Here is a 17,258-nt window from a genome sequence, read left to right as displayed (position 1 = left end):
CGCTCAGAACTCGTTCTGGATGTGCTTGTAGCCGAGCACCAGCGCATTGTTCGTGCGCGCGACGTCCTCGGAGAAATCGCTCGCGTCGGCCGTCACCTGCGGCAACGCGGCAAGATCGGTTTCCGGCCCGATGCGTTCGGTCGAGCGCACGTAGAAGCCCGGCGGCAGGTGGCAGCCGTCGACGACCGCGTTGTAGCGCACGACGCAACCGTCGTCGATCGTGCAGTTGAACAGCACGCTGTTGAATCCGACGAACACGCCGTCGCCGACCCTGCACGGCCCGTGGACGATGGCGCGATGCGCGATCGACGTATGCCGGCCGATCGTGACGCTCGCGCCCGACTTGGAATGAATCACGACGCCGTCCTGGATGTTCGAATGCGCGCCGATCACGATCGGCGCGATCCGGCCGTCCGCGTCCGTTTCGTCCGCGCGGATCACCGCGTACGGGCCGATGAACACGTTTTCCTCGACGACCACCAGCCCGCACAGGATGGCGGTCGGATCGACGAATGCATTCGGGTGAATCTGCGGCAGGTCGCCGCGCGGGTTCTTCCGGATCATGAGGATTCCTGCGTGGAAAGGGAGTCGATGCGCCTGAGCCGGTCGAACAGGCCCGGATCGCGCCACTGCGCGGCGATGGCCGGCGCGAACGTGATCGCTTCGAGCTCGATGCGGCCCATGCGCGGATTGAATGCGTCGCCGCGAAAGCACTGCGCGTAGCCGGTCTCGGTCTCGTGCACGATGACCGAATGCAGTCGCACGCCGGCTTCGCCGTTCGTCATGCGTGTGCCGCCCAGCGCCGCGTCGACGAGCCGGAAGAACACGCGCGAGAACTGTTCCGCGCTCGGCGACACGGGCAGCAGCACCCAGCGCTCCGAATGACGGCGCATGTCCTCGACATAGCGCGGATCGTCATCCGACCACAGCGTCACCGCATGATCGAATGCGTCGATCAGGTCGCGCACGTCGCCCTTGAGCAGCCCGAAGTCGTAGACCATCTGGCCGTGGTCCAGCGCATGCGCCTCGAGCAGCAGCTCGACACGGTACGAATGGCCGTGGATCGAATGCGAGCAGCGCCGCGTGCTGCAGCCTCGCACGACGTGCGCATTCTCGAACCGGAACAGCTTGCGGATCAGCATGCGTGCGCGCCTTCGCGAACCGGTGCGGCCCAGGCCACCGCATCGTGCGGATGCAGGCTTTCCAGATGACGCACGCGAACGCGCGGGCTCGCATGCCGGCCGTCGAGCGCGGCCTGCACGCGGCGCGCGGCATCCTCGACGAACATCAGGTTCTCGCCGTTCAGCACCGCGAACGCCTGTTCGTCCGCACGCTTGACGGCCGTCTGCACCGGCGTGCCGAGCGCGCGTTCGACGCGGTCGACCAGGTCGATCAGCCCCAGCGCCGCGCCGTCGGCGGGCAACCCGACGCTCACGACGGCCTCGCTGCGCTGGCTGTGCGGCGTGGCGGCCGTCGCATGCCGTTTCAGCCATGCGGCAACCGCGGCCGGGTCCACGCGGTCCTCGCGGCCGAATGCCGTCAGGAACGCCTGCTCGACCCAGTGCCGCGACAGCGCCGCCGAGCACGGGCACGTCGACGAATAGGCGACCGTCACCTGCGCGCGCAGCTCGAGCGCGTCGCCGGCCAGCATCGCATCGATCCGGACCGGATAAGCCTTCCACCCGGCCAGCCCCTCGGTCACGAGCGCCGCGCGGCGCGCCAGCAGGTCGAAGCGCAACCGCACGCGCGCGCTGCGCGTGTCGCAATCGCGGTGGCTGTCGACCATCGCGCGCAGCACGCGCTGCAGCGCGGCGGGCGACAGCGCCTCATCCTGCGCGAGCCAGTCGAGCAGCCGGTACAGCCGCGACATGTGGATGCCTTTCACGTGCGGCTCGGGCAGGTCGATCTGTACGTCGGCGCGCGCGTGCACGTCGCGCCGGCAGCCGGGCTCGGCCACCGCGACAGGCAGGTCGATGCCCTGCATGCCGACCCATTCGAGCGGGCGGTGGCCCGGTGCGGCATCGGTCAGGGATACGTCGGGAAGGGCTGCATTCATGCTCGGAATCCGGTGGCGCGCCGTCTGCGTCCGGATCGAAGCAGGCAGCGCGCGTTCAGGTCAGGACCAGTCGCGAAACGGGTTGTCCCACGTGGTCCAGTGTTCGGGGCCGACGGCCATCTCGGCGTCGGTCAGCAGACACGCGTCGAAGCGCGTACGCAGCGCGGGCTCGTCCATGTCCATGCCGATCAGCACGAGTTCCTGCCGCGCGTCGCCGACGCGCTCGTCCCAGCGCGCGCGGATCTGCGCGACGGCTTCGGCGTCCTGCGGCCAGCGCTCGGGCGGCACGGCCGCCCACCAGTGGCCGGCCGGCCCGTGCCGCGCGACCGCGCCGGCCTGCGACCACGAGCCTGCGACGGTCGGGTGCGTGGCCAGCCAGAAAAACCCCTTCGAGCGGACGACGCCCGGCCATTCGCTTTCGACGAGATCGAAGAAGCGTTGCGGATGGAACGGCCGCCGCGCGCGGTAGACGAAGCTGCGGATTCCGTATTCGTCGGTTTCAGGCGTGTGCGTGCCGCGCATCTCCTGCAGCCAGCCCGGCGCGCGCGACGCCGCGTCGAAATCGAACAGGCCCGTGTCGAGCACGCGTTCGAGCGGCACCTTGCCGAATGCGGCGATCTCGATCCGCGCCCGCGGGTTCAGCCCGCGCAGCAGCGCGACCAGCCGCTCGCGCGCGCCGTCGTCGATCAGGTCGGTCTTGTTGATCACGATCACGTCGCAGAACTCGATCTGGTCGATCAGCAGGTCGACCACCGTGCGCGCATCCTCGTCGCCCATCGATTCGCCGCGCGACCGCAGGCTGTCGCGCGACGCGTAGTCGCGCAGGAAGTTGAACGCGTCGACCACCGTCACCATCGTGTCGAGCCGCGCGACTTCTCCGAGGCTGCGGCCGTCCTCGCCTTCGAACGTGAACGTCTCGGCCACCGGCAGCGGCTCCGAGATGCCGGTCGACTCGATCACGAGCTGATCGAAGCGTCCTTCGCGCGCGAGCCGGTCGACCTCGATCAGCAGATCCTCGCGCAGCGTGCAGCAGATGCAGCCGTTGCTCATCTCGACCAGCTTCTCGTCGGTGCGCGACAGCCCCGCGCCGCCGTCGCGGACGAGCGCCGCGTCGATGTTGACCTCGGACATGTCGTTGACGATCACCGCGACGCGACGGCCCTCGCGATTGTTGAGGATGTGGTTGAGCAGCGTCGTCTTGCCGGCGCCGAGAAAGCCGGACAGGACGGTCACGGGAAGCCGCGTGGACGGAGGGGGGGCGGTGCTCATCGGGCGATTCCGGAAGAGAACGTTGAGGATCGAATGATATATTGTATCGCAACGATATAACATATCATTTCGGACGTCCAGCAGGCCGGTCGTCCGGCGGCGATTCACGGTGCGGCGGCGCCGCGCATGGCATGCCGATTGAAAGGTCGGGTTGATAAGCTTGCCGGCGAGACCGATGGCCCTCTTCCCACCATGAAAACGAAAATACTTGTCGCGTTGTCACTCTGCGCCGCGCTGCCCGGCGTCGCGCTCGCCCAGTCGATCGCAGCCCCGACGCTGAAACCGGGCGATACCTGGACCTACATCAACACCGTCGAAATCGGCCCGAACGGCTGGCGCCAGACCCGCGACCAGATTTCGGTGCAGCGTGCGACGGCCGAGCACCTCTATGTCGAGACCCGGCAGAGCGGCACGACGCAGGCGCCGCGCGAACTGATCGTCGATACGGACTGGAGCCGTTCGCGCAGCGTCAACGGCACGGAAATCGTGGTGAACCGTCCGCTGGCGTTTCCGCTGAAGGCCGGCAAGACGTGGACGGTGAGCTACAGCGAGTCGCATCCGAATCCGCAACATGCATCGGAGGCGTACGACACGCACTACAAGGTCGTCGGCCCCGACACCGTCACCGTGGCCGGCGGCAAGTTCGATGCGATCAAGATCGAGGCCGAAGGCACGTGGAAGGCCGAGACCGCGCCGGGACAGTCGATCACCTCCGGCGTATCGCGCAACGCGGGCGGCTCGACGATCGTGATGCAGAGCCGCAACAACGGCACGGCGGAACAGACCGGCAAGACCTACAAGGCGTTCTGGTACGTGCCGGCCGTGGGCCGCTGGGTCAAGTCGGTCGAGGAGTACTACGACGTGAACGGGACGCGAACGGCGCGCTATTCGAACGAACTGGCGTCGTACCAGCGCGCCGGGACCGAAACCGGCACCCCGCTGGCGGGCACGCCGGCGCCGGCGCCGACGCCCGGGCCCGCGCCGACGGAAGGCCCGCCCTCCGTCGAGCAATGACGGAGCGCGCGCTCACTCACGTATAGAGCGACGCGGCCGGCCGTTCCCCGCTCAGCGCGAACCGTCCCACGTCGCGCAGCCGGTAGTCGAGCGGATCGTGCAACGTATGCGTGCGCGCGTTCCGCCAGAAGCGGTCGAGCCCGAGCGACGCGGCCGTCGCGCGTGCGCCGCACGCGTCGAACAGCGCCTCGCCGTTCTCGAGCGCCGCGCGCTGCGCGACGATCTTCGCTTCCGATACCGCCAGCGCCGCGTCGGCGCGCTCGTCCGCCGTCAGCGCATCCTGCCGCGCCCAGGCGCGCTGCAACGCGCCGGCCGCGCGATCGGCCAGCGCGGCCGCGGCAAGCGCCCGCACGCGCATGTCGCCGAAGCGCTGCAGCGTGTACGGATCGTCGCCCGCCTGCGCGACATCCGACTGTATCCACGGCCTGCCGTGCTGCAGCACGTAGTCGCGCGCCTCGGCCAGCGCACCCTCCGCGAGCCCGACGAACAGATTGGTCAGCACCAGTTGCGACACGAGCGTGCGCAGCGTCGCGCGCGGCGTCGGCGGCGCCTCGGAACGATGCAGCACCTCGTCCGCCGCGAGCGTCACGCCGTCGAAGCGCACGCTGCCGCTGTCGGTCTGGCGCTGGCCGATCGGATCCCAGTCTTCGTTGACCGTGATCCCCGCACGCCCGGTCGGCACCACGCCGAACACGCTGCGGCCGATGTCCGGATCGTGCGCGGACACCGTCATCCGCTGCGAGCCGCGCGTGCCCGAGCAGAAGCCCTTCACGCCGTCGAGCCGGTAGCCGCCGTCCGGCGTCGCGGTCGCCACGAGCCGCGTGTCGAGCGGATTGACCGCATTGCCCCACCACCAGCGCTGCTCGACCGTGCCGCGCAGATAGCGCTCGCGCTGCTCGGCGCTGCCCCAGACGTCGACGCTCACCACCTGCAGGCACTGGAACCCGACGAGATGCGCAAGCGCGCTGTCGACCCGCGCGATCTGCCGGATCGCCTCGTAGATGTCGGGCCACGCGGCTTCCTGCCCGCCGAACGCGCGCGGCACCGCGAGCGTCAGCAGGCCCGCATCGGCGAGCCACTGTTTTTCGTGCGCCGCGTGACCGCCGGCGCGGTCGCGCGCGGCGGCCGTCGTGCGCAACGCGTCGATCGCGCGCGCCAGCGCGGCGCGATCGAGGGCGGGCGCATCGGTTTCCGGCGCGAAGGCCGCCGGGCCACGCGGATCGTTCATGCGACGGCTTCCTGCAGCACGGCTTCGCCGGACAGCGGCACGAGCGCACCGAGCCGGCGGCCGGTCAGCCGCGACAGGATCTCGCGCCGCCAGTCGTCGTAGATCGCGCGGTACTCGGCGATGTCCGCGCCGAACACGTGGGCGGTATGCGCGTACTCGTCGTGCAGATAGCCGTCGAGCCGCGCCTGCGTTTCCTCGTCGGCCGCGATCACGCGATCGATCAGGGCGTCGCGCTCGGCCGCCGGCAGCGCGTTCAGCGTCTCGAACCACCACTGGACGATCTGCACGCGATGCCATTCCTCGTCCGGCCGGATCCGGTTCTCGCCGTGCTCGCGCATCGCGCCGTCGCCGATGCGGCCGGTCTTGCGCTGGATCCACAGCTTCGCGAGGATGTGCAGCTCGTAGTGCCATTCGAACGCGAGAAAGCCCGCGACGTCGCGCACCGCGATGTCGCCGATGCGCGCCCAGTGGGCAGCGACGAGCCGGTCGACTTCCGGCAGCGGATCGCGCCCCGTCAATTCGGTCACGCGCTCGCGGCCGATCACCGCATGCGCGCCGTCGTCGCCGAGCTGGCGCGACAGGATCAGCTGGAAATGCGGATCGTCGCGAAACAGCGTGTCGATCGCCTTCGCGACCACCTGCACGATGAACAGGTCGTGCGACGCCATCTTCGTGTAGTAGTCGGCGACGGCGGCCCGTTCGTCGTCGTCGCGCGGCTCGCGCGGCGGCGTGGCCAGCTTGTCCGGGAAATCCGGACGATGGCGCCGCGCCACGTCGAGAAACAGCGCCTCCTCGAATTGTCCGTTCCATTCGCGCGGTGCGCCGATGGGCAAGGTCATGTGTTCGGTCTCTCAGGATCGTTGATGAAGCGAGCGGACGCTCGTGGCGTCGCTCAGGTGCGCCGGGTCACGCGTCGGACCAGGCGGTCGCCCGTGATTTGCACGGCCGAAACGAGTGCGATCAGGATCACGATCACGGTCGCCATGACGGTCGTGTCGAATCGCTGATAGCCATAGCGGATCGCGAGATCGCCGAGCCCGCCCGCGCCGACGGCGCCCGCCATCGCGGTCGAGCCGATCAGCGCGACGACGGTGATCGTGAAGCCGCCGAGCATGCCGGGCAGCGCTTCGGGCAACAGCACGTGCCAGACGATGTGGCGGCGTTTCGCGCCCATCGCGAGCGCGGCCTCGATCAGCCCGCGATCGACTTCGCGCAGGCTCACCTCGGCGATCCGCGCGAAGAACGGGATCGCGGCGATCGACAGCGGCACGACGGCCGCCCACACGCCGATCGTCGTGCCGATCAGCACGCGCGTGAACGGCAGCAGCGCGACGAGCAGGATGATGAACGGCGTCGAGCGGAACACGTTGACGAGCGCGCCGAGCACCGCATTGACGCCGCGCCGTTCGTAGATCCCGCCGGGCGCGGTCGTCACGAGGATCACCGCGAGCGGAATGCCGATCAGCGCGGCGATCGCGGCCGACGCGGCGACCATCGACAGCGTGTCGCGGATCGCGTCGAGCAGTTCGGGCCACCAGAGGTCAAACATAGCCGAGCACCTCCGCATGGTTCGCATGGCGGCGCGCGCGTTCGAGCAGCGCGGCCACCGCGCCGCCGCGTGCCGGCGGCCGGCCGGCGTCGTCCGCGTGCGGCGCCGCCGCGATCACGAGCCGCCCTTGCGCATGCCCCTGGATCCGCTCGATCCCGCCGTGCAGGAAGCGCACGGAGCCGCCGAGCGCCGCCGCAAGCGCGCCGACGTCCGGCTCGCCGCCGCTCTCGCCCGTATAGCGGACGTCGAGCACGACCTGTGCGCCGTCGGGCAACGCGGCCTGCTCGGGCAGCGGCCGCACGCGCGCGGCCAGCTCGGCCGGCAGGTCGTGCACGAGCGTGCTGAGCAACGCGCGTGTCGCGCCGTGGCGCGGATCGCCGAACACGCGCCACACGGCGCCCGTTTCGACGACTTCGCCCTGTTCGATCACCGCGACCGTATCGCACACCGCGCGAATCACTTCCATCTCGTGCGTGATCAGCACGATCGTCAGCCCGAGGCGGCGGTTGATGTCGGCGAGCAGCGCGAGGATCGACTGCGTCGTCTCGGGATCGAGCGCCGAGGTCGCCTCGTCGCACAGCAGCACCTCGGGATCGTGGACGAGCGCCCGCGCAATGCCGACACGCTGCTTCTGTCCGCCCGACAGGCTCGCCGGATACGCGTCGCGCTTCGCGGCGAGCCCGACGAGTTCGAGCAGCGCCTCGACCTTGCGCACGCGCTCGGCCTTCGGCACGCCGGCGATCTTCAGCGGCAGCGCGACGTTCTCGAACACCGTCTTCGCGGACAGCAGGTTGAAATGCTGGAACACCATGCCGGTGCGGCGGCGCAGTGCGACGAGCCCGTCCTCGTCGAGCGCGCCGACGTCGACGCCCTGCACGCGCACGCGGCCCGAGCTCGGCCGTTCGAGCCCGTTCACGAGCCGCAGCAGCGTCGATTTCCCGGCGCCGCTGCGGCCGATGATCCCGAAGACCTCGCCGCGCCGCACGTCGAGCGTCACGTCGCGCAACGCGGCGGCGTGGCCGCGCGGCGTCGCGAACACCTTGCCGACCTGCTCCAGCGACACGGCGATGCCGCCGGCGGCCGGCGCGGCCGCGTCGTCATGCGTCGCGGCGGCGGTGCCGGCCCGTGCGGCCGACGCGTCGATGAAACCCAGCGTATCGAACAATTGCGTCATCGCTTCGCTCCGTCACGTTCAGGCATGCGCGGGATGCGCGGGTTCGGGCCGGACGGCCGGCCGGTGCTGCGCGCCCGCGTGCCACGCGGGCAGGCGCGGGCCCGCGCCGAACAGCTTCTCGCGCAGCGTCGGCGCGGGATCGTAGTCTTCCTTGTAGACGCCGCGGTTCTGCAGTTCGGGCACGACCCAGTCGACGAAATCCTCGAACGACTCGGGCATCACGGTGCGCGTCAGGTTGAAGCCGTCGATGCCGGTCTCGTCGATCCACGACTGCAGCTCGTCGGCGACCTGCGACGGCGAGCCGACGATCGGCGCATAGCGGCCGCCGAGCGACATCTGTTCGAGCATCCTCCGCACGGTCCACGTGCCGGTCGTGCTCTTGCGCGAGATCGCGTCGACGGCCGACTGGATCGAATCGGTCTTCACGTACGAGATCGGCTCGTCGAGGCCGTACTTCGCGAAGTCGATGCCGGTCGAGCTCGCGAAATGCGCGAGGCCGGCCTCGGGGCTCGCGTAGCGCCGGTATTCGTCGAATTTCTCGCGCGCGAGCCGCTCGGTCCCGGCCGTCACGACGCTCACGCCCGCGAAGATCCGGATCGACGCCGGGTCGCGCCCCTGGCGCGCGGCGGCCGCGCGGATATCGAGTACGGCGGCGCGGGCGGCGGCCTTGCTCTGCCCGTTCACGAACACGCATTCCGCGTGACGGCCCGCGAACTCGACGCCGCGCGCGGACGAGCCGGCCTGGTACAGCACCGGCGTGCGCTGCAGCGACGGCTCGCTCAGGTGGATCGCATCGACCGAGTAGAACGGCCCGTCGTGCTTCACGCGCCGCACCTTGCCCGGCTGCGCGAACACGCGCGCCTGCGCGTCGCGGATCACCGCGTCGTCGTCCCAGCTCTGTTCCCACAGCTTGTAGACGACGTCCATGTAGTCGTCGGCGCGTTCGTAGCGGTCGTCGTGGCCGATCTGCTGCGCGAGGCCCATGCCGCGCGCGGCGCTGTCGAGATAGCCGGTGACGATGTTCCAGCCCACGCGCCCTTTCGTCAGGTGATCGAGCGTCGACATGCGGCGCGCGAACAGGTAAGGCGGCTCGTAGGTCAGGTTCGCGGTCACGCCGAAGCCGAGATGCCGCGTGACCTGCGCCATCGCGGGCACCAGCAGCAGCGGATCGTTGACGGGCACCTGCACCGATTCGCGCAGCGCGGCATCGGGCCCGCCGCCGAACACGTCGTACACGCCGACGATGTCCGCGAGGAAGATCCCGTCGAACTTGCCGCGTTCGAGCGTGCGCGCGAGGTCGGCCCAGTAGTCGAGATCGGTGTAGTGCGCGGAGCGGTCGCGCGGATGCGTCCACAGCCCGTGGTTGATGTGCCCGACGCAGTTCATGTTGAACGCGTTGAGCAGGATCTTCTTGCGGTTCGCCGTCGTCATGCCGCCTCCATCACCACGCGATCGCGTACAGCGAGCCGAACGCGTTGTCGAGCGCACGGCGCACGGCCGGCGAGTGCTGGTAGATCGAGATGAACTTGCGGATGCGCGGATCGTTCACGCTGTCGGGCCGCACGACCCACTGGATCGCGAAGATCTTGTTCTCGGTGCCGTCGAACAGCAGCGCGCTGTTCGGGTCGGTCGTGCCGGCGAGCTTGATGAAGCTCGGGTAGCCCTGCGCCAGGTCGACGTCGTCGAGCGAACGCGCGAGCTGCGACGCCTCGAGCGGGACGATCTTCAGGTGCTTCGGATTCGACACGATGTCGTGCGTCGTCGCGCGGTAGTCGGCGCCCGGCTTCAGCGTGATCAGGCCGGCGCGCTGCAGCAGCAGCAGCCCGCGCCCGCCGTTCACCGGATCGCTCGCGATCGCGACGCGCGCGCCGTCCTTCAGTTCGCTGAAGCTTTTCACCTTCTTCGAATAGAGGCCGATCTTCATGATCGTGCCGGGCGCGATCGACACGAAGTTGTAGCCGCCCTGCTTGTTCGCGTTCTCGAGGAACGGGATGTGCTGGAAGTAATTGACGTCGATGTCCTTGTTCGCGAGCGCCGCGTTCGGCGTATTCCAGTCGGTGAACTCGATGATCTTCACGTCGAGCCCCTGCGCCTTCGCCTCCTTCGCGGCGATCTTCAGCGCCTCGATCTGCGGGCTGGTCGAAATGCCGACCTTCAGCGGCGCGGTGTCGGCACGCGCGCCGTTCATGAGCGCGACGCCGAGCAGCGCGGCCGCCAGCAGGCGGACGACACGGCCGGAGGAAAAGCGGGCGGAAAAAACGGCATGCAGCATGGGAACCACTCTCCTGTCCAAAGACGGTATCGACGGATGAGCGACGGCGCGGCGAACGCGCAGGCGTTCTCCGGACAGTGGGCATCGCGTCGGAAAAGGATCAGCCGATGATAGAGAGCGGCGCGCGGACGGTCTACGAAGCGATTGTGGGAAGAAAATCGCGCGCGGCGATATGGCGCGCGAACGCGCCCGGCCGGCCGTTGGCCGAAATCCCGGCCTGCGCGCCGCGCGAATTCCGAAATCTCGGAACGGCCCGCGCGCACGCCTTTCCGCAGACGAAACGAATCCCTTACGAATCAACGACCTGCATATCCGCCCGGCAGCCGGGCGGCTGGCACGGAGGTTGCGTAATAGCCGGCACACGATGCCGCGCCGCATGCGGACATTCCAACATCAGGAGACACGTCTTGCAGACCTCTATCCATACCCCGTCCCATCCGGAGCCGGTTTCCGACGGCGTCGCCGCGCCGCGCGAACGCTTCTGGCCGCAAGGCTGGTGGAAACTGATGGAAATCCGCATCGGCATCATTCCGCTGCCCGTCTATTTCATCCTGCTCGCGCTGATCGTCGGCTTCTCGGTGACCGGCAAGGTGCCCGGCGAGATCTCGATGGCCATCGCGGTGCTCGCGTTCTTCGGCTTCACCTGCGCGGAACTCGGCAAGCGTCTGCCGCTGCTGCGCAACATCGGCGCGGCCGCGATCTTCGCGACCTTCGTGCCGTCGGCGCTCACCTACTACCACGTGCTGCCGAAGCCCGTGCTGAACCTCACGGTCGAATTCACCAAGTCGACCAACTTCCTGTACCTGTTCATCGCGTCGATCATCGTCGGCAGCATCCTGAGCATGGATCGCCGCGTGCTGATCCAGGGCTTCGTGAAGATCTTCGTCCCGCTCGCGGCCGGCTCGGTGGCGGCGGCGATCGTCGGCACGGCGGTCGGCACCGCGCTCGGCCTGGGCGCGCGCCATACGCTGCTGTACATCGTCGTGCCGATCATGGCGGGCGGCGTCGGCGAAGGCGCGATTCCGCTGTCGATCGGCTATTCGGAGCTGATGCACCTGCCGCAGGGCGAGATGTTCGCGATGGTGCTGCCGCCGGTGATGCTCGGCAGCCTGACCGCGATCATCCTGTCGGGCGCGCTCGACATGCTCGGCAAGCGCCTGCCGCACCTGACCGGCAACGGTCGCCTGCAGGTCGGCGAAACGGGCGACATGACGCCCGAGAACGAGGAAATCCGCGGCCACGTCGACGTCTCGCACATCGCCGGCGCAGGCATCACGGCCATCACGCTGTACCTGGTCGGCCTGATGGCGCACAAGCTGTTCGGCCTGCCCGCGCCGGTCGCGATGCTGTTCCTCGCGGTGCTCGTGAAGCTCGCGCGCGCGGTGTCGCCGCCGCTGCAGGAAGGCGCGTTCGTCGTCTACAAGTTCTTCTCGACCGCCGTCACGTATCCGCTGCTGTTCGCGATCGGCGTCGCGATGACGCCGTGGGACAAGCTGACCGCCGCGTTTACGGTCGTCAACGTCGTGACGATCGTGTCGACCGTCGCGACGCTGATGGGCACCGGTTTCGTGGTCGGCCGCCTGCTGAAGATGTACCCTATCGACACCGCGATCGTGAACGCCTGCCACAGCGGGCAAGGCGGCACCGGCGACGTCGCGATCCTGACCGCCGCGAACCGGATGCAGCTGATGCCGTTCGCACAGATCGCGACGCGCATCGGCGGCGCGATCGTCGTCACGGTGACGCTGATCCTGGTCGCGCACTTCGGATGACGCGCCGCCGCGCGCGCCGTCGCGCCGGCCGAATCGTACGCGCCGCCGCCGGCCTCGCCGGCGCGCGGCGCGTGTCGTTCCGGGCGTCCGGTTGCTGGCTTCGATGAGGGCGAACGTGCAGAAGAGCTTCAAAGGTATTCCGTGGTGGGGCTGGGCGTCCGCCGCCGTGCTGTACGGGTGCGTGGCGGCCGCGGCCGTCGATTTCGCGTGGGAGCGCGCGATCGACGCGCTCGAGGAAACCGGCACGCACCGCCTCGACCTGTATGCGTCGAGCCTGAAGAGCGAGCTCGGCCGCTTCGAGATCCTGCCCGGCCTGGTCGCACGGCAGGACGGCGTGCGCGCGATGCTGAAAGCCGCGCCGCACGACGCGCCCGAGCTCACGCACACGGTGAACGCCTACCTCGAAGCGGTGAACCGCGACGCGGGCAGCGGCGCGGTCGACGTGATCGACCTGCAGGGCGACGTGATCGCCGCCAGCAACTGGAACGAAGCGCTCAGCTTCATCGGCACCAACGTGTCGTACCGGCCGTATTTCAAGGACGCGCTCGCGCACGGCGGCGGCCGCTTCTTCGGCATCGGCACCAACACCGGCGTGCCGGGCGTCTATTTCGCCAGCGCGGTGCGCGACAACGGCGCGCCGATCGGCGTGGCCGCCGTCAAGATCAGCGTCGATTCGCTGGAATCGGCATGGCGCGCGCCGGGCGTTGCCGCGATGGTCGTCGACGGCAACGGCGTGGTCGTGATCTCGACCGAGCCCGCGTGGAAATTCACCGCGCTGCGCCCGATCACCGCGCAGCAGCAGCGCGACATCCAGGCGTCGCGCCAATACGCGGGCCGCACCGTCGACGCGCTGCCGTACCGCCGCATCGGCGACCGCAGCTCGGCCGCGTGGTTCGGCACCTTTCCGGATCCGCGCCACGCCGGCCGCACCACCCGCTATCTCGTGATGTCGCGCCCCGCGCCGCAGGCCGGCGATTCGCTGATGGTGCTGCTCGACATCGCGGGCGCGCGGCGCCAGCAGCAGACGGCCTTCGTGTTCGTCACCGGCGCGTTCCTGATCGCCGCGCTGCTGGCCGGCTACGCGATCCAGCGCCGCCGGGCGATCGTCGCGCGGCTGAACGCGCAGGACGCGCTGCGCCGCGCGAACGACCGGCTCGAGCTGACGGTCGCGCAGCGCACGGCCGCGCTGACGGCCGCGAACGAGCAGATGCAGCGCGAGATCGTCGAGCGCGAGCGCACCGAGCAGCGGCTGCGCGCGTCGCAGCAGGAAGTCGTGCACGCGGGCAAGCTCGCGGTGCTCGGGCAGATGGCCGCCGGCCTCACGCACGAGCTGAACCAGCCCCTCGTCGCGATCCGCACGCTGTGCGACAACGCGCGCACCTTCTTCGAGCGCGGCCAGCCGGCGCCGGCGCTCGCCAATCTCGAACGGATCGGCAAGCTCGTCGACGGCATGGCCGTGCTCACCGGCGAGCTGAAGACTTTCGCACGCAAGCCCGACGTCGAGCGCGTCGCGGTCTCGCTGAACGAGGCCGTCGCGCATGCGCGCCTGATCTACGACGCCCGGATCCGCGACGAAGGCGTGCGGCTCGACGTGAACATCGCGCCCGGCACCGCGGTATCGGCCGAATCGAGCCAGTTGCAGCAGGTGATCGTGAACCTGCTCGGCAACGCGCTCGACGCGCTGCACGATGCGCCGGTGCGCCGCATCGTCATCGAGGCCGCCGGGCCGGACGAAGCCGGCCGCGTGCGCTTCACGGTCGCCGACAGCGGCCCGGGCATCGCGCCCGAGGTGCTGCCGCACCTGTTCGAGCCGTTCGTCACGACCAAGCCGCGCGGCCAGGGCCTCGGGCTCGGCCTCGCGATCACGTCGCGCATCGTCGAGGCGTTCGGCGCGAAGATCGCCGCGACGAACCGCGACGAAGGCGGCGCGCAGTTCAGTATCGAATTCGCGGCGGCGACGCTGCAAAGGACAGAGCATGGAAGATGAGATTCGGGTGCTGGTCGTCGAGGACGATGAAAACGTCCGGATCGGCGTGGAACAAGCGGTCGCGCTCGCCGGCTTCGCGGTCGACGCATTCGCGTCGGCGGCCGACGCGCTGCATCGCGTCGCGCCCGGCGCGCCGGTCGTGATCGTGTCGGACGTGCGGATGCCGGGCATCGATGGGCTGCAGTTGCTCGACCGCGTGATGGCGATCGACGCGCAGATTCCGGTCGTGCTGATCAGCGGTCATGCCGATATCTCGACGGCCGTCGGCGCGATGCAGGTGGGTGCGTACGACTTCATCGAGAAGCCATTCTCGTCGGACCTGATCGCGGGCCGCGTCGCGCGCGCGGTCGAGAAGCGCCGCCTGACGCTCGAGGTGCAGGGGCTGCGCGCGGCGCTGAACAACTGGCAGGGCATCGAGGCGTTCGTGCTCGGCAAGTCGCCCGCGATGGCCGACGTGCGCAAGAAGATCCTGCGCCTCGCCGACACCGCCGTGTCGGTGCTGATCACCGGCGAAACGGGCACCGGCAAGGAGCTGATCGCGCGCAGCCTGCACGACTTCGGCGGCCGGCGCGACGCGCATTTCGTCGCGCTGAACTGCGGCGGCCTGCCCGAGCAGGTGTTCGAGAGCGAGCTGTTCGGCCACGAAGCCGGCGCGTTCACCGGCGCGATCAAGAAACGCATCGGCAAGATCGAATGGGCCGACGGCGGCACGCTGTTCCTCGACGAGATCGAGACGATGCCGGTCGCGCTCCAGATCAAGATGCTGCGCGTGCTGCAGGAGCGCGTGGTCGAGCGGCTCGGCGCGAACGAGCTGATTCCGGTCGACTGCCGCGTGGTCGCCGCATCGAAAGCCGATCTTGCCGGGCTTGCGGCCGACGGACGCTTTCGCGCCGATCTGCTGTACCGCCTCAACGTCGCGCAGATCGAGCTGCCGCCGCTGCGCGAGCGGCGCGAGGACGTGCCGCTGCTGTTCGAGCATTTCGTGCTCGCGGCCGCGCGGCGCTTCGGGCAGCCGGCGCCGGTCGTCACGGCTGCGCAGGTATCCGAACTGATGACGCACGCGTGGCCCGGCAACGTGCGCGAGCTGCAGAACGTGGCCGACCGCTTCGTGCTCGGGCTCACCGGCGACAGCTTGCTGTCGTCCGGCGGCGCGCCGGCCGCGGGCGTCACGCTCGCGGAGCAGCTCGCGTATTTCGAGCGGATGCTGATCGAGGACATGCTGCAGCGTCACCACGGCAACGTCGCGGACGCGAGCGAAGCGCTCGGCATGCCGAAGAAGACGCTCTATCACAAGCTGCGCAACCTGCGGATTCCCGCGCGCGGCGACGCGACGGCCGACGGCGGCGAATGACGCGAACGAGGACACGCACACCAGCATGGATCGCATCGAACACCCCGACCACGGCCGCGTCGACGGCCACCTGATCCGCGGCGTCACGCGCGCGCAAAAGACCTTCCGCCCGAGCGACTGGCCCGAGCGCCTCGCGGGCGTCATCACGCTGTTCGTCGGCGAACGGCGGCCCGGCTATCCGTGCGCGCTGTCGCGGCTCGCGATGCCGGTCGTCGACGGCGGCGCCAAATGCCTGATCGTGTCGGACGAATTGCGCACCGTGTGTGCGGACGCATTCGACTTCGCGATGCGGTTCGCGGCCGACAACGACCTCCCCGTCGAGCTTCAGACCGCGCCCGCCTCGACGGCGCGCTGACGCGCGGGCCGCCCGCGCGGCGCGCGCACGGTCCGTTTTCTTCCCCGGAAATGCACCCGTGCGTGCGCCGTCGCCCGCACTTTCCTGGCCTTTCCAGCATCGCGCCCCACCGTCAGACGATTGAAAGCATCGACACCCACCCCCACGCGACAAGGGTTTGCGGCCGATCCATCAATAAAATTGATCGTCGCGATGAAAATTATGCGTTTTCCTTGCAGGTCGCCGTGATGCATAGTTGCGTCGTGTTGACGCACCTTTGAGTCTTTCAGTCATGAACATGCGAATCGAGCCGTCCGTGCTCGCGAACCCCGACCTGCAATTTGCGACGCTTTCGTCAGGCATCAGCCTGCCGTATGTCGAGCGGGGCAGCGGTGCGCCGATGGTGTTCGTGCACGGCTCGCTGTGCGACTACCGCTACTGGGATCCGCAGCTCGCGGCGTTGTCCGCCCACTACCGCTGCATCGCGCCGAGCCTCAGCCACTACTGGCCGGCCGTCGAAGCGGGCATCCAGGACGATTTCAGCTGGCAGAATCATGTCGACGAACTCGCCGAATTCATCGATGCGCTCGATCTCGGCCCCGTGCATCTGGTCGGCCATTCGCGCGGCGGCAGCGTCGCGTTCAACGTCGCGCGCCAGCATCCGCACCTCGTCGAGTCGCTGACGCTCGCCGATCCGGGCGGCCCGCTGCAGCAGCCGGGCGTGCGCGAAGCCGCGCTGCCGGCCGCCGCGATCGCGCTGCGCACGAAGGCCGTGAGCCTGATCGGGCAAGGTGACGTCGAATCGGGCCTCGAGATGTTCGTCGATTCGGTGAGCCTGCCCGGCGCATGGAAGAAAAGCACGTCGCGCTTCCGCACGATGGCGATCGATAACGCGAGCACGCTGCCGAAGCAGTTGCGCGACCCGCTGCCCGCGTACTCGCAGCACACGGCCGGCGACATCGCGTGCCGCACGCTGCTGATCGACGGCCAGCGCAGCCCGAAGATGTTTCGCAACAACGTCGACACGCTGTCGCAGTGGATCGGCAATGCGCAACGTCAGACCGTTGCCGGCGCGTCGCACGGGATGAATGCGGCGAGCCCCGCCGTGTTCAACCGCTTCGTGCACGAGTTCGTCTCCGCCTGAGATCCCGGGGGGCGCTCGCCCCCCAAGCCCTTCGTCGACGATGCGGATACGCTCCCGCGTCGACGACACGCGGCGCACGCATGCGCGCCCGCCGTCACGCCGTCACGC

The 17,258-nt window shown here is 69.2% G+C and carries 17 protein-coding genes; 6 read left to right on the top strand and 11 right to left on the bottom strand.

What is annotated here, in order from left to right; translation table 11 throughout:
* Positions 1-3 precede the first annotated feature (3 nt).
* Genes GQ56_RS0132930 through zigA form a run of 4 tightly spaced genes read right to left on the bottom strand, consistent with a single transcriptional unit; the run spans position 4 to position 3,325 of the window.
* A complete protein-coding gene (locus GQ56_RS0132930; RefSeq protein ID WP_031402707.1) occupies positions 4-564 on the bottom strand; it encodes a gamma carbonic anhydrase family protein in 561 nt (186 codons plus the stop codon).
* Entirely contained in the window at positions 561-1,142 is a 582-nt protein-coding gene (locus GQ56_RS0132925) for a 6-pyruvoyl trahydropterin synthase family protein (RefSeq protein WP_031402706.1), read from the bottom strand. Before GQ56_RS0132925 ends, GQ56_RS0132930 begins: the two co-directional genes overlap by 4 nt.
* Positions 1,136-2,056 carry a GTP cyclohydrolase FolE2 gene (folE2, locus tag GQ56_RS0132920; protein ID WP_031402705.1) on the bottom strand — a complete coding sequence of 307 codons (921 nt, stop codon included), beginning with the start codon at positions 2,054-2,056 and terminating at the stop codon, positions 1,136-1,138. The genes GQ56_RS0132925 and folE2 overlap by 7 nt, the downstream gene beginning before the upstream one ends.
* 60 nt (positions 2,057-2,116) lie before the next feature.
* Complete coding sequence (gene zigA, locus GQ56_RS0132915; RefSeq protein ID WP_200878016.1) at positions 2,117-3,325, bottom strand: zinc metallochaperone GTPase ZigA; 1,209 nt, start codon at positions 3,323-3,325, stop codon at positions 2,117-2,119.
* A 192-nt stretch (positions 3,326-3,517) separates the two neighbouring features.
* Between zigA and GQ56_RS0132910 the strand changes: the two genes are divergently transcribed.
* Entirely contained in the window at positions 3,518-4,339 is an 822-nt protein-coding gene (locus GQ56_RS0132910) for a hypothetical protein (protein WP_031402703.1), read from the top strand.
* Positions 4,340-4,355: 16 nt separating this feature from the next.
* Here GQ56_RS0132910 and GQ56_RS0132905 read toward each other — a convergent pair whose 3' ends face one another.
* Genes GQ56_RS0132905 through GQ56_RS0132880 form a run of 6 tightly spaced genes read right to left on the bottom strand, consistent with a single transcriptional unit; the run spans position 4,356 to position 10,562 of the window.
* Entirely contained in the window at positions 4,356-5,567 is a 1,212-nt protein-coding gene (locus tag GQ56_RS0132905) for an acyl-CoA dehydrogenase family protein (RefSeq protein ID WP_031402702.1), read from the bottom strand.
* A complete protein-coding gene (locus GQ56_RS0132900; protein WP_031402701.1) occupies positions 5,564-6,406 on the bottom strand; it encodes a hypothetical protein in 843 nt (280 codons plus the stop codon). The genes GQ56_RS0132905 and GQ56_RS0132900 overlap by 4 nt, the downstream gene beginning before the upstream one ends.
* A gap of 53 nt (positions 6,407-6,459) precedes the next feature.
* Positions 6,460-7,116, bottom strand: coding sequence for a methionine ABC transporter permease (locus tag GQ56_RS0132895; protein WP_011353926.1), 657 nt, complete (start codon positions 7,114-7,116; stop codon positions 6,460-6,462).
* Entirely contained in the window at positions 7,109-8,290 is a 1,182-nt protein-coding gene (locus GQ56_RS0132890) for a methionine ABC transporter ATP-binding protein (RefSeq protein ID WP_031402700.1), read from the bottom strand. The genes GQ56_RS0132895 and GQ56_RS0132890 overlap by 8 nt, the downstream gene beginning before the upstream one ends.
* A gap of 18 nt (positions 8,291-8,308) precedes the next feature.
* Complete coding sequence (locus tag GQ56_RS0132885; RefSeq protein WP_031402699.1) at positions 8,309-9,721, bottom strand: LLM class flavin-dependent oxidoreductase; 1,413 nt, start codon at positions 9,719-9,721, stop codon at positions 8,309-8,311.
* A gap of 10 nt (positions 9,722-9,731) precedes the next feature.
* Complete coding sequence (locus tag GQ56_RS0132880; protein WP_031402698.1) at positions 9,732-10,562, bottom strand: MetQ/NlpA family ABC transporter substrate-binding protein; 831 nt, start codon at positions 10,560-10,562, stop codon at positions 9,732-9,734.
* 407 nt (positions 10,563-10,969) lie between these two features.
* Between GQ56_RS0132880 and GQ56_RS0132875 the strand changes: the two genes are divergently transcribed.
* The 4 genes from GQ56_RS0132875 (at position 10,970) to GQ56_RS0132860 (ending at position 16,027) form a co-directional block, all read left to right on the top strand.
* Positions 10,970-12,334, top strand: coding sequence for a 2-hydroxycarboxylate transporter family protein (locus GQ56_RS0132875; RefSeq protein ID WP_031402697.1), 1,365 nt, complete (start codon positions 10,970-10,972; stop codon positions 12,332-12,334).
* 103 nt (positions 12,335-12,437) lie between these two features.
* Positions 12,438-14,321 carry a sensor histidine kinase gene (locus GQ56_RS0132870; RefSeq protein WP_031402696.1) on the top strand — a complete coding sequence of 628 codons (1,884 nt, stop codon included), beginning with the start codon at positions 12,438-12,440 and terminating at the stop codon, positions 14,319-14,321.
* Complete coding sequence (locus GQ56_RS0132865; RefSeq protein WP_031402695.1) at positions 14,311-15,672, top strand: sigma-54-dependent transcriptional regulator; 1,362 nt, start codon at positions 14,311-14,313, stop codon at positions 15,670-15,672. Before GQ56_RS0132870 ends, GQ56_RS0132865 begins: the two co-directional genes overlap by 11 nt.
* A gap of 25 nt (positions 15,673-15,697) precedes the next feature.
* Positions 15,698-16,027, top strand: coding sequence for a DUF3579 domain-containing protein (locus GQ56_RS0132860; protein ID WP_031402694.1), 330 nt, complete (start codon positions 15,698-15,700; stop codon positions 16,025-16,027).
* On the opposite strand, the gene GQ56_RS45000 is transcribed toward GQ56_RS0132860, so the two are convergent.
* Positions 15,997-16,260: a hypothetical protein gene (locus tag GQ56_RS45000; RefSeq protein ID WP_152601932.1), complete on the bottom strand. Its 264-nt coding sequence runs from the start codon at positions 16,258-16,260 to the stop codon at positions 15,997-15,999. The genes GQ56_RS0132860 and GQ56_RS45000 overlap by 31 nt on opposite strands.
* A gap of 38 nt (positions 16,261-16,298) precedes the next feature.
* Here GQ56_RS45000 and GQ56_RS0132855 point away from each other — a divergent pair, with 38 nt between their 5' ends.
* Positions 16,299-17,150 carry an alpha/beta fold hydrolase gene (locus tag GQ56_RS0132855; RefSeq protein WP_031402693.1) on the top strand — a complete coding sequence of 284 codons (852 nt, stop codon included), beginning with the start codon at positions 16,299-16,301 and terminating at the stop codon, positions 17,148-17,150.
* Positions 17,151-17,258: the final 108 nt, after the last annotated feature.

Source organism: Burkholderia paludis (assembly GCF_000732615.1).
GTDB lineage: Bacteria > Pseudomonadota > Gammaproteobacteria > Burkholderiales > Burkholderiaceae > Burkholderia > Burkholderia paludis.
This window is presented reverse-complemented; position numbering and strand designations above follow the sequence as displayed.

Coding starts and splice junctions, on each gene's coding strand:
- GQ56_RS0132930 (WP_031402707.1), bottom strand. CDS start 564: ATGATCCGGAAGAACCCGCGCGGCGACCTGCCGCAGATTCACCCGAAT.
- GQ56_RS0132925 (WP_031402706.1), bottom strand. CDS start 1,142: ATGCTGATCCGCAAGCTGTTCCGGTTCGAGAATGCGCACGTCGTGCGA.
- folE2 (WP_031402705.1), bottom strand. CDS start 2,056: ATGAATGCAGCCCTTCCCGACGTATCCCTGACCGATGCCGCACCGGGC.
- zigA (WP_200878016.1), bottom strand. CDS start 3,325: ATGAGCACCGCCCCCCCTCCGTCCACGCGGCTTCCCGTGACCGTCCTG.
- GQ56_RS0132910 (WP_031402703.1), top strand. CDS start 3,518: ATGAAAACGAAAATACTTGTCGCGTTGTCACTCTGCGCCGCGCTGCCC.
- GQ56_RS0132905 (WP_031402702.1), bottom strand. CDS start 5,567: ATGAACGATCCGCGTGGCCCGGCGGCCTTCGCGCCGGAAACCGATGCG.
- GQ56_RS0132900 (WP_031402701.1), bottom strand. CDS start 6,406: ATGACCTTGCCCATCGGCGCACCGCGCGAATGGAACGGACAATTCGAG.
- GQ56_RS0132895 (WP_011353926.1), bottom strand. CDS start 7,116: ATGTTTGACCTCTGGTGGCCCGAACTGCTCGACGCGATCCGCGACACG.
- GQ56_RS0132890 (WP_031402700.1), bottom strand. CDS start 8,290: ATGACGCAATTGTTCGATACGCTGGGTTTCATCGACGCGTCGGCCGCA.
- GQ56_RS0132885 (WP_031402699.1), bottom strand. CDS start 9,721: ATGACGACGGCGAACCGCAAGAAGATCCTGCTCAACGCGTTCAACATG.
- GQ56_RS0132880 (WP_031402698.1), bottom strand. CDS start 10,562: ATGCTGCATGCCGTTTTTTCCGCCCGCTTTTCCTCCGGCCGTGTCGTC.
- GQ56_RS0132870 (WP_031402696.1), top strand. CDS start 12,438: ATGAGGGCGAACGTGCAGAAGAGCTTCAAAGGTATTCCGTGGTGGGGC.
- GQ56_RS0132865 (WP_031402695.1), top strand. CDS start 14,311: ATGGAAGATGAGATTCGGGTGCTGGTCGTCGAGGACGATGAAAACGTC.
- GQ56_RS0132860 (WP_031402694.1), top strand. CDS start 15,698: ATGGATCGCATCGAACACCCCGACCACGGCCGCGTCGACGGCCACCTG.
- GQ56_RS45000 (WP_152601932.1), bottom strand. CDS start 16,260: ATGCATCACGGCGACCTGCAAGGAAAACGCATAATTTTCATCGCGACG.
- GQ56_RS0132855 (WP_031402693.1), top strand. CDS start 16,299: ATGAACATGCGAATCGAGCCGTCCGTGCTCGCGAACCCCGACCTGCAA.